Source organism: Streptomyces sp. NBC_00663, from assembly GCF_036226885.1.
Taxonomy (GTDB): domain Bacteria; phylum Actinomycetota; class Actinomycetes; order Streptomycetales; family Streptomycetaceae; genus Streptomyces.
Window position 1 is genome coordinate 5249225 of the sequence record NZ_CP109027.1, and the last position, 12409, is coordinate 5261633.

General features: G+C 70.4%; 1 protein-coding gene (only partly in view). It reads left to right on the top strand.

The window, feature by feature from the left end; all coding sequences use genetic code 11:
- A protein-coding gene (locus tag OG866_RS24055) for a non-ribosomal peptide synthetase (RefSeq protein ID WP_329337686.1) crosses the window boundary here: on the top strand, nucleotides 1-12409 show its beginning. 16235 nt of this gene lie beyond the right edge of the window; 12409 of the gene's 28644 nt are visible here — the first part of the coding sequence; the start codon lies at nucleotides 1-3; the stop codon falls past the right edge of the window.

Genomic DNA, 12409 nt, shown 5'->3' on the forward strand with positions numbered 1-12409 from the left:
ATGACCCGGACTCGGAACGCCATCGAGGACATCTGGCCGCTGTCGCCCCTTCAGGAGGGACTGCTGTTCCACGCGGCCTTCGGGGACGGGGCGTCCGACGTGTACGCGGGGCAGCGGGCCCTCGCCCTCGACGGGCCGCTGGACGTCGACCGGCTCCGCCGCTCCTGGGAGAGTCTGATCACCCGGCACGGCGCGCTGCGGGCCGGCTTCCGCCGGCGCAGGTCGGGCCAGGCGGTACAGGTGGTCGCCCGCCACGCGGAACTCCCCTGGCGGGAAGCCGACTTGAGCGGCCTGGCGCAGGAGGAGGCGGAGGCCGAGGCGGCCCGGCTCTCCGAGGCCGAACTGTCGGCCGGCTTCGATCTCGCGCGGGGTCCGCTGCTGCGGCTGCTGCTGATCCGCCTCGGCGGGCGACGCCACCGTCTGGTCATGACGACCCATCACATCGTGCTGGACGGCTGGTCGTTGCCGATCCTGGTCGACGAACTGTCGACGCTGTACCGGGCCGGAGGCGAGGCCGGGGCGCTGCCCCCGGTCCGCTCCTACAAGGATTACCTGGCCTGGCTGGGCCGCCAGGACCGGGAGGCGGCACGGAACGCGTGGCGCGCGGAACTGGCGGGGGCGGACGAACCGACCCTCGTCGCCCCGGCCGACCCCGCCCGGACACCGCTGCGGCCGGAGGCGCTGACCGTCGAATGCAGCGCGGAACTGACCCGAGCGCTGGAAACACTGGCCCGTGACCACGGGGTCACCATGGCCACGGTGGTGCAGGGCGCGTGGGCCCTGGTCCTCGCCCGGCTGTCCGGACGCCAGGACGTGGTGTTCGGCACCACGGTCGCCGGCCGCCCCACGGACCTGCCGGGCGCCGACTCGCTCATCGGCCTGTTCATCAACACCCTGCCGGTACGGGTCGAGCTGGCCGGCGGCCAGTCCGTCGCCGACCTGCTGCGTATCCTGCAAGCGCGCCAGGTCGCCCTCCTGGGCCACCAGCACCTCGGCCTCACCGAGATCCGGCAACTCACCGGACCCGGCGCCGAGTTCGACACACTCGTCGTGTACGAGAACTACCCGCGCCCGGCGGACGCGGCGCCGGACGGCCCCGATGCCCTCACCATCCGGCTCGACGGCCGGACGAGGGACGCCAGCCACTACCCTCTCGGTCTGATCGTCGGGCCGGGCGAGCGACTGGAGCTGCAACTCGACCACCGCACCGACCTGTTCGACCGGGCCCTCGCCGAACAGGTGCTCGGCGCGCTCCAGCAGGTACTCGAAGGCTTCGTGGCCGACCCGCGGACACCGCTGGCCCGCCTCGGCCTGCTGACCGGCGGCGAACTGACCCGCGTCACTCGGGACTGGCAGGACATCCAGCCCGAGGCGCCCACCGGGACACTGCCCGAACTCCTCGCCGGGCAGGTGCGACGGACACCGGACGCGATGGCCCTGGACTCGGACGACCGGACGTACGGCTACGCCGAATTGCAGGACGAGGCGGGCCGCCTCGCCCGGCACCTGATCACCCTGGGAGTGGGGCCCGAGCGCCGGGTCGCCGTGGTCGCCGAACGGTCGGCGGACACCGTCGTCGCACTCCTCGCCGTCTCCATGGCCGGCGGCGCCTTTGTCCCCCTCGACCCCGGGCACCCCGCCGACCGGCTCGCCCTCGTCCTGGAGGACGCCGACCCGGTCGCGGTCCTCTGCACCGAGGCCGGCCGCGCGCTGCTGCCGCAGGCCGCCCGGGACCGGGCGATCGCCCTCGACGACCCGCAGGTCGCGGCAGCGGTGGCACGCCAGGCACCCGGCCCGGTGACCGACCCCGAACGCACAGCTCCGCTGCGCCCCGCCAACGCCGCCTACGTCATCCACACCTCGGGTTCGACGGGGCGGCCGAAGGGTGTGGTGGTGTCGCATGCGGGGTTGGTGAATTTGGCGGGTGCGCAGGTTGAGCGGTTTGCGGTGGGTGTGGGTTCGCGGGTGTTGCAGTTTGCGTCGTTGAGTTTTGATGCGGCGGTGTCGGAGTTGTGTATGGCGTTTGGTGCGGGTGGGGTGTTGGTGGTTGCGGGGGCTGGGGCGTTGCCGCCGCGGGTGTCGTTGGGTGAGGCGTTGGTGCGGTCGGGGGCTTCGCATGTGACGGTGCCGCCTGGGGTGTTGGCGGTGGAGGAGGGGGTGTTGCCGGCGGGGTTGGAGACGTTGGTGGTGGCGGGGGAGGTGTGTGCGCCGGGGTTGGTGGATCGGTGGTCGGTGGGTCGGCGGATGGTGAATGCGTATGGGCCGACTGAGGTGACGGTGTGTGCGGCGATGAGTTTGCCGTTGGAGCCGGGTGCGGGTGGTGGTTCGGGTGTGGTGCCGGTGGGGCGTCCGTTGCGGAATGCGGGGGCGTTTGTGCTGGATGCGTTTTTGCAGCCGGTGCCGGTGGGTGTGCGGGGTGAGTTGTATGTGTCGGGGGTTGGGCTGGCGCGTGGGTATGCGGGGCGTGCTGGTCTGACATCGGAGCGGTTTGTGGCGTGTCCGTTCGGTGAGGGTGGCGGGCGGATGTATCGCACGGGTGATGTGGTGCGGTGGCGTGCGGATGGGCAGTTGGAGTTTTTGGGGCGTGTGGATGAGCAGGTGAAGATCCGCGGGTTCCGGGTGGAGCTGGGTGAGGTGGAGGCTGTTCTTGCCGCGCATCCGGGGGTTGAGCAGGCGGTGGCGTTGGTCCGGGACGGCCGCCTCATCAGCTACGTCGTCGGCGATACGGAGGGTGCGGACGGAGCGGAGCTGCGGACGTATGCCGGTACCCGGTTGCCCGAGTACATGGTGCCGTCGGTGGTCGTCGTCCTGGACGCCTTCCCGCTGACGGTGAACGGCAAGGTGGACCGGGCCGCCTTGCCGGTGCCGGACCTGGGTGCGGGAGCCTCTCGTGCGCCGTCGACCCCGACCGAGGAGGCGCTTGCGGCCCTGTTCGCCGAGGTGCTGGATCTGGAGCGGGTGGGGGCGGAGGAGAGCTTCTTCGAGCTGGGCGGTGATTCGCTGCTGGTGATGCGGCTGATCGCCCGGATCAGGTCGGCGTTGGGCGTGTCGGTCGGGGTTCGTGAAGTGTTCGCGGAGCCGACCGTGGCGGGTGTCGCGCGGCTGGTCGAGGGGGCCGGGGCGTCGACCGATGTGGCGCTGGCGAGGCGGGAGCGGCCTGAGCGGATGCCGTTGTCGTTCGCCCAGCAGCGGATGTGGTTCCTCAACCGCATGGACGGGGCGGGTACTGAGGGCGCCGCTGCCTACAACATGCCTTTCGCCCTTCGGCTGTCGGGGCGACTGGACGTGGCCGCGCTGGATGCGGCGTTGGGTGACGTCGCTGAACGTCACGAGAGTCTGCGCACGGTCTTCCCGGACGTGGAGGGCGTGCCGTATCAGGAGATCCGTGAGGGTGTCGAGGGGCGTCCTGTGCTCCAGGTGGTCGAGGCCGGCGAACGGTGGCGTGACGCCCTGCAGGAGGAGGCCGGGCGCGGATTCGATCTGGCAGCTGAACTGCCTTGGCGGACCAGCCTGTTGAAGGTCTCGGAGTCGGAGTGGGTGCTGCTCCTGGTCGCTCATCACATCGTCACGGATGCCTGGTCGATGGGTGTGCTGGCGGGCGACCTTCAGGTTGCCTACGGAGCTCGGCTCTCCGGGGAGACTCCGGGCTGGGAGCTGCTTCCTGTCCAGTACTCGGATTACGCGCTGTGGCAGCGCGAGGTGCTGGGTGAGCTGGAGGACCCGGACAGTGCGGGGGCGGCCCAGGTCGCGTTCTGGCGGCGGGCGTTGGAGGGGGTGCGGCAGGAGACTGCGCTGCCGTTCGACCGTCCGCGAGGGGCGGTGCCGACGTTCCGTAGTGGGTCGGTTCCGGTCGGGGTGGATGCGGGGACGCATGCCCAGTTGGTGGAGCTGGCCGCGCAGGGCGGGGCGACCATGTTCATGGTCGTGCACGCGGCGCTGGCACTGCTGCTGGCCCGGATGGGGGCGGGCGAGGACGTCTGCGTCGGCACCCCGGTCGCCGGGCGGCCGGATGCGCAGTTGGAGGGGCTGGCCGGGTTCTTCGTCAACACGCTGGTCCTGCGGTCCGATGCTTCGGGGAACCCCACGTTCGGTGAGCTGCTGGCACGGGTGCGCGAGGCTGATCTGTCGGCGTACGCGCATCAGGACGTGCCGTTCGAGCGGCTGGTGGATGAGCTGAACCCGGCGCGTTCCGCGGCCCGGAATCCGCTGTTCCAGGTGATGCTGGCGCTTCAGAACGTGCCCGAGGCCCGGTGGGAGTTGCAGGGGCTGTGGGTGGAGCAGGTTCCGCCGGTGGAGGATCCGGCAGCCCGTTTCGACTTGGCGGTGGACCTCAGCGAGCAGTGGAACGAGAGCGGTGCCCCGGCCGGGCTGGGCGGGGGGATTCTCTACGCGGCCGATCTGTTCGATGAGCGGACGGTTCGCGGGCTGGCTGGGCGGCTGGTGCGGGTGCTGGAGCAGGTCGCGGCCGATCCGGAGGTGCGGCTGAGCGATCTGGATCTGCTCGGTGAGTTTGAGCGGGCCCTGGTGGTGGGGGAGTGGAATGCCACGGGGCAGGTGCTTGAGCCGGGTTCGGTGGTGGAGCGGTTCCGCGCCAGCGTGGTCAGGGAGCCGGGGGCGGTTGCGCTGTGGTCCGGGGGGCGTGCGTTGTCGTATGCCGAGGTGGACGCGCAGTCGGATGCGCTTGCGCGTGGGTTGGTGGCGCGTGGGGTGGAGGCGGAGTCCCGGGTGGGGCTGTGTCTGCCGCGTGGTGCGGAGATGGTCATCGCCGTTCTGGCGGTGTGGAAGGCCGGTGGGGCGTATGTGCCCCTTGACCCGGAGTACCCGTCTGACCGGTTGGCGTTCATGGTCGCGGACAGTGGGGCCGGGGTGGTGCTGGTCTCGGAGGAGACGGCCGGTCGTGTGGCTGCGGGTGTGCTGCTGGATGAGGTGGTGAGTGACTCCGGTCTCCTGCCGGATGTCACCGGCGTCCAACTCGCCTATGTGATCTATACGTCGGGGTCGACCGGGCGGCCGAAGGGTGTGGCCGTCGCGCATGCTTCCGTGGCCAACCTTGCCTCGGTGATGCGGCCCGTCCTGGGCGTCGAACCTGGCGTTACGGCGTTGCAGTTCGCGTCGTTCAGTTTCGACGCGGCGGTGCTGGATGTTGCGGTCACGCTGGCTGGCGGGGGCACGTTGGCGATCGCCTCGTCCGAGGAGCGGCTGGACCCCGCTGCCCTGGCCGGAATGCTTCAGGACGCCGGCGTGACGGTCGCGAGTGTGGTGCCTTCGCTTCTCGGGGCGTTGGAGCCGGGTGCTGTTGCCGGGGTCGGGAACTGGGTGCTGGGTGCTGAGCGCCTGGAGGCCGGGCTGGCGGCGAAGTGGCGTGAGGGCGCGCGGCTGTGGAACACGTACGGGCCGACCGAGGCGACCGTGATCACCACCGCAGTGCTCCTGGAGGAGGGCATCACCGGTGAGGACGCCCCGCCGGCGATCGGTCGCCCCCTGGGCAACGTCCGCACCTACGTGCTCGACACGTTCCTCCGCCCGGTCCCTGTCGGGGTCACAGGTGAGCTGTACATCGCCGGAGACGGCTTGGCGCGCGGTTACATCAACCGCCCGGACCTGACCGCGGAACGCTTCATCGCCTGCCCGTTCGATGAGGACGGCGGCCGGATGTACCGCACCGGTGACCTGGCCCGCTGGACCGCCGACGCTCAGCTGGCCTTCGTCGGCCGTGCCGACGAGCAGGTCAAGATCCGTGGCTTCCGGGTCGAACTCGGTGAGGTCGAGGCCGTCCTCGCCGCCCACCCGCAGGTCGACCAGGCGGTGGCCGTCGTACGGGATGGCCGTCTGGTCGGCTACGTCGTCGGCGATGTGGACGAGGACGCGGTACGGGCTCATGCGGCGACCCGGCTGCCGGACTACATGGTCCCGGCTGCCGTGCTGGTGCTGGACGTGCTGCCCCTGACCGTGAACGGCAAGGTGGACCGGGGTGTGCTGCCGGTGCCGGAGCTGAGTGCCGGCGCTTCCCGTGGGCCGGTGACGGCGACGGAGGAGGCGCTGTGCGGGCTGTTCGCCGAGTTGCTCGGCGTGGAGAGCGTCGGGGCGGAGGAGAGCTTCTTCGAGCTCGGCGGTGATTCGTTGCTGGTGATGCGGCTGATCGCCCGGATCAGGTCGGTGCTGGAGGTGTCGGTCGGGGTCCGTGAGGTGTTCGCGGAGCCGACCGTGGCCGGTATCGCGAGGCTGGTCGAGAGTGCCGGGGCGTCGGCGGGCGTGGTGGTGTTGGCGCGTCGGGAGCGGCCCGAGCGGGTGCCGTTGTCGTTCGCTCAGCAGCGCATGTGGTTCCTCAACCACTTGGAAGAGGTCGGTGCGGAGAGTGCGGGCGCCGTCTACAACCTGCCGCTGGTGCTGCGTCTGAACGGGCGGCTGGACGCTGCCGCGCTGGCTGCGGCGTTGGGCGACATCGCCGACCGGCACGAGAGTCTGCGCACGGTCTTCCCGGACATCGAGGGCGTGCCGTATCAGCGGGTGCTGGTGGGGGCGGACAGTCGTCCGGAGCTGGTTGTGGTCGAGGCGGGTGAGCGGTGGCGCGAGCTTGTGGAGGCTGAGATCGGGCGTGGCTTCGACGTCGGGGCCGAACTGCCCTGGCGTACCACGCTGTTGAAGGTCTCCGAGGCGGAGTGGGTCCTGCTGCTGGTGGCCCACCACATCGCCACCGACGCATGGTCGATGGGCGTGATAGCAGGCGATCTCCGGGACGCCTATCGGACCCGACTCGCCGGGGAGGACCCGGGCTGGGGCCTGCTCCCTGTCCAGTACGCGGATTACGCGCTGTGGCAGCGCGAGGTACTGGGTGAGCTGGATGACCCGGACAGTGCGGGAGCGGATCAGGTCGCCTTCTGGCGGCGGGCGCTGGAGGGCGCGCCGCAGGAGACGGCCCTTCCGTTCGACCGTCCGCGGTCGGCGGTGCCGACGTTCCGGAGTGGGTCGGTTCCGGTCGGGGTGGATGCGGGGACGCATGCCCGGTTGGTGGAGCTGGCCGCGCAGGGCGGGGCGACCATGTTCATGGTCGTGCACGCGGCGTTGGCTGTGCTGCTGGCCCGGATGGGGGCCGGGGAGGACATGTGCGTCGGCACGCCGGTCGCCGGGCGGCCGGATGCGCAGTTGGAGGAGCTGGCCGGCTTCTTCGTCAACACGCTGGTCCTGCGCTCGGATGTGGCAGGGGACCCGTCGTTCGTCGAGGTGTTGCGTCGCGTGCGTGAGGCTGATGTGTCGGCGTACGCGCATCAGGACGTGCCGTTCGAGCGGCTGGTGGATGAGCTGAACCCGGCCCGCTCCGCGGCCCGGAATCCGCTGTTCCAGGTGATGCTGGCGCTCCAGAACGTGCCCGAGGCGCGGTGGGAGCTTGAGGGACTGACTGTCGAGCAGATCCCGCCGCAGATGGCTCCCGCCCGTTTCGACCTCTCGGTGGGCCTCAGCGAGCAGTGGTCCGGCCAGGGTGTCCCGGCCGGTCTGGATGGCGGGATTCTCTACGCGGCCGATCTCTTCGATGAGGGGACGGTTCGTGGGCTGGCCGGGCGGCTGGTGCGGGTGCTGGAGCAGGTCGCGGCCGATCCGGAGGTGCGGCTGAGCGCTCTGGATCTGCTGGAGGAGTCCGAGCTGGCGGCGGTCGTCGAGGAGTGGAACGCCACGGCTGAGGCGCTTGAGTCCGGTTCGGTGGTGGAGCGGTTCCGCGCCAGTGTGGCCAGGGAGCCCGGGGCGGTTGCGCTGTGGTCCGGGGGGCGTGCGCTGTCGTATGCCGAGGTGGATGCCCGGTCGGATGCGTTGGCGCGTGGGCTGGTGGCGCGTGGAGTGCGGGCGGAGTCCCGGGTGGGGCTGTGCCTGCCGCGTGGTGCCGAGATGGTCGTGGCGATGTTGGGGGTGTGGAAGGCCGGTGGGGCGTACGTCCCGCTGGACCCCGAGTACCCCTCCGACCGGCTGGCCTACATGGTCGCCGACAGCGGGGCCGAGCTGGTGCTGGTCTCGGAGGAGACGGCCGGTCGCGTGTCCGCGGGTGTTCTGCTGGATGAGTTGGCGACCGATTCCGGCGTGCTGCCGGAGGTCGGATCCGAGCAACTGGCGTACGTCATCTATACGTCGGGGTCGACCGGGCGTCCCAAGGGTGTGGCCGTCGCGCATGCCTCGGTGGCCAATCTGGCGTCCGTGATGCGTCCCGTTCTCGGCGTTGAACCTGGCGTCACGGCGTTGCAGTTCGCGTCCTTCAGCTTCGACGCGGCGGTGCTGGATGTTGCGGTCACGCTGGCCGGCGGGGGCACGCTGGCGATCGCTTCGTCCGAGGAGCGCCAGGATCCGGCTGCCTTGGCGGCCATGGTGGAGGCGGCCGGCGTGACGGTGGCGAGCGTGGTGCCGTCGCTGCTGAACGTGCTGGAGCCGGAGGCGGTGTCCGGGGTCGGGAACTGGGTCCTGGGCGCCGAGCGCCTGGAAGCCGGCCTGGCGGCCAAGTGGCTTGCAGGCGCCCGGGTTTGGAACACCTACGGCCCCACCGAGGCCACTGTGATCACTACCGCCGTGCTGCTGGAAGACGGCATCACGGGTGAGGACGCTCCGCCCGCGATCGGTCGTCCCCTGGGTAACGCCCGTACGTATGTGCTCGACGCGTATCTGCGTCCTGTCCCGGTCGGTGTGACGGGTGAGCTGTACATCGCTGGGGACGGCTTGGCGCGCGGCTACGTCAACCGCACCGACCTGACGGCGGAGCGGTTTGTGGCGTGCCCGTTCGGTGAGGGCGGGGGGCGGATGTATCGCTCTGGTGACCTGGCTCGGTGGACGGCGGACGGGCTGTTGGAGTTCGTGGGGCGTGCGGATGCGCAGGTGAAGATCCGTGGGTTCCGGGTCGAGCTGGGCGAGGTCGAGGCCGTCCTCGCCGCTCACCCGCAGGTCGAGCGGGCGGTGGCCGTCGTACGGGATGGCCGTCTGATCGGGTACGTCGTCGGTGGCGCGGACGATGAGGACGTACGGGCGTATGCGGCGACCCGGTTGCCGGAGTACATGGTGCCGTCGGTGGTCGTCGTGCTCGACGCGTTCCCGCTGACCGTGAACGGCAAGGTCAACCGTGAGGCCTTGCCGGTGCCGGATCTGGGGGCGGGTGCTTCGCGTGAGCCGGTGACTCCGGCCGAGGTGGCGCTTGCGGTTCTGTTCGCCGAGGTGCTGGGGCTGGAGCGGGTGGGGGCGGAGGAGAGTTTCTTCGAGCTGGGTGGTGATTCGCTGCTGGTGATGCGGCTGATCGCCCGGATCAGGTCGGTGCTGGAGGTGTCGGTCGGGGTTCGTGAGGTGTTCGCGGAGCCGACGGTGGCGGGTGTCGCGCGGCTGGTCGAGGGTGCTGGGGCGTCGGCGGGTGTGGTGGTGTTGGGGCGTGGGGAGCGGCCTGAGCGGGTGCCGTTGTCGTTCGCCCAGCAGCGGATGTGGTTCCTCAACCGGATGGACGGGGAGGGCGCTGAGGGCGCCGCTGCCTACAACCTCCCGTTCGCCCTGCGGCTGACCGGCAGCCTGGATGTCCAGGTGTTGCAGGCGGCGCTGTGGGATGTCGCCGATCGTCACGAGAGTCTGCGGACGGTCTTCCCGGACGTGGAGGGCGTGCCGTATCAGGAGATCCGTGAGGGTGCCGAGGGGCGTCCTGTGCTCCAGGTCGTCGAGGCCGGCGAGCGGTGGCGTGAGGTCATTCAGGGCGAGGCCGAGCGCGGGTTCGATCTCGCGGTCGAGTTGCCGTGGCGTACCTCGCTGCTCAGGGTCTCGGAGGCGGAGTGGGTGCTGCTGCTGGTGGCCCACCACATCGCCACCGACGCCTGGTCGATGGGCGTGCTCGCCGGTGACCTGCAAACGGCGTACCGGTCGCGGTTGAACGGTCAGGCACCGGAGCGGGAGCTGCTTCCTGTCCAGTACGCGGATTACGCGCTGTGGCAGCGCGAGGCGCTGGGCGAGCTGGACGACCCGGACAGTGCCGCGTCGGGGCAGGTCGCTTTCTGGCGGCAAGAGTTGGACGGGGCACCGCAGGAGACGGTGCTGCCCTTCGATCGTCCGCGGTCGGCGGTGCCGTCGTTCCGGAGTGGGTCGGTTCCGATGGAGGTGGACGCGGGGACGCATGCCCGGTTGGTGGAGCTGGCCGCGCAGGGCGGGGCGACCATGTTCATGGTCGTGCACGCGGCGTTGGCTGTGCTGCTGGCCCGGATGGGGGCCGGGGAGGACGTCTGCATCGGTACGCCGGTTGCCGGACGGCCGGATGCGCAGTTGGAGGAGCTGGCCGGCTTCTTCGTCAACACGCTCGTTCTGCGGTCCGATGCTTCGGGGAACCCCACGTTCGGTGAGCTGCTGGCGCGGGTGCGCGAGTCCGACCTCGCGGCGTACGCGAACCAGGACGTGCCCTTCGAGCGGCTGGTGGATGAGCTGAATCCGGCCCGTTCCGCCGCCCGTAACCCACTGTTCCAGGTCCTGTTGGCGCTTCAGAACGTGCCCGAGGCCCTCTGGGATCTCGAAGGGCTGGCGGTCGAGCAGATCGCGCCTCTGGCGGATCCCCCGGCTCGCTTCGATCTCTCCCTGACGCTGAGCGAGCGCCGGTCGGAGGGCGGGGCCGCCGGTGGTCTGCGTGGCGGGATCCTCTACGCGGCCGATCTGTTCGACGAGGGGACGGTCCGTGGGCTGGCCGGCCGGCTGGTGCGGGTGCTGGAGCAGGTTGCCGCCGATCCGCAGCTGCGGCTGAGCGCCGTAGAGGTGCTGGAACCGGGGGAGAGGTCCACGGTCGTCGAGCAGTGGAACGGGCCCGTGAGCGAGGTCGAAGCCGCGACGGTGCTGGAGCTGTTCCAGGGGTGGGTGGCGCGGACGCCTGAGGCGGACGCCCTGTGCTCCGAGGACAAGACGCTGTCGTACGCCGAACTGAACGCGCGTTCCGACGCGTTGGCGCGCGGACTGGTGGCGCGTGGTGTGGGCCGGGAGTCCCGGGTGGGGCTGTGCATGCCGCGGGGGCTGGATGCGATCGTCGCGATCCTGGCGGTGTGGAAGGCCGGTGGGGCGTACGTCCCGCTGGACCCGCAGTATCCGTCGGACCGGCTGGCCTACATGGTCGCCGACAGCGACGCCGAACTCGTCCTGGTCGCACCCGAGACCGCCGACCGGCTGGCCGACGGCGTGGAGACGGTCCTGCTCGACGAGCTGGACGGCGACTCGTCCGCACTGCCCGACATCGTCCCTGATCAGCTCGCCTACATCATCTACACCTCGGGTTCGACGGGGCGGCCGAAGGGTGTGGTGGTGTCGCATGCGGGGTTGGTGAATTTGGCGGGTGCGCAGGTTGAGCGGTTTGCGGTGGGTGTGGGTTCGCGGGTGTTGCAGTTTGCGTCGTTGAGTTTTGATGCGGCGGTGTCGGAGTTGTGTATGGCGTTTGGTGCGGGTGGGGTGTTGGTGGTTGCGGGGGCTGGGGCGTTGCCGCCGCGGGTGTCGTTGGGTGAGGCGTTGGTGCGGTCGGGGGCGTCGCATGTGACGGTGCCGCCTGGGGTGTTGGCGGTGGAGGAGGGGGTGTTGCCGGCGGGGTTGGAGACGTTGGTGGTGGCGGGGGAGGTGTGTGCGCCGGGGTTGGTGGATCGGTGGTCGGTGGGTCGGCGGATGGTGAATGCGTATGGGCCGACTGAGGTGACGGTGTGTGCGGCGATGAGTTTGCCGTTGGAGCCGGGTGCGGGTGGTGGTTCGGGTGTGGTGCCGGTGGGGCGTCCGTTGCGGAATGCGGGGGCGTTTGTGCTGGATGGGTTTTTGCAGCCGGTGCCGGTGGGTGTGCGGGGTGAGTTGTATGTGTCGGGGGTTGGGCTGGCGCGTGGGTATGCGGGGCGTGCTGGTCTGACGTCGGGGCGGTTTGTGGCGTGTCCGTTCGGTGAGGGTGGCGGGCGGATGTATCGCACGGGTGATGTGGTGCGGTGGCGTGCGGATGGGCAGTTGGAGTTTTTGGGGCGTGTGGATGAGCAGGTGAAGATCCGCGGGTTCCGGGTGGAGCTGGGTGAGGTGGAGGCTGTTCTTGCCGCGCATCCGGGGGTTGAGCAGGCGGTGGCGTTGGTGCGGGACGGCCGCCTCATCAGCTACGTCGTGACGGGTTCGAGCGCCGACGTGGACGCGACCGCTCTGCGCGCCTTCGCTGCCACGCGTGTGCCGGATTACCTGGTGCCGTCGGTGGTCGTCGTGCTCGACGCGTTCCCGTTGACCGTGAACGGCAAGGTCAACCGTGAGGCCTTGCCGGTGCCGGACTTGGGTGCGGGAGCCTCTCGTGCGCCGTCGACCCCGACCGAGGAGGCGCTTGCGGCCCTGTTCGCCGAGGTGCTGGATCTGGAGCGGGTGGGGGCGGAGGAGAGCTTCTTCGAGCTGGGTGGTGATTCGCTGCTGGTGATGCGGCTGA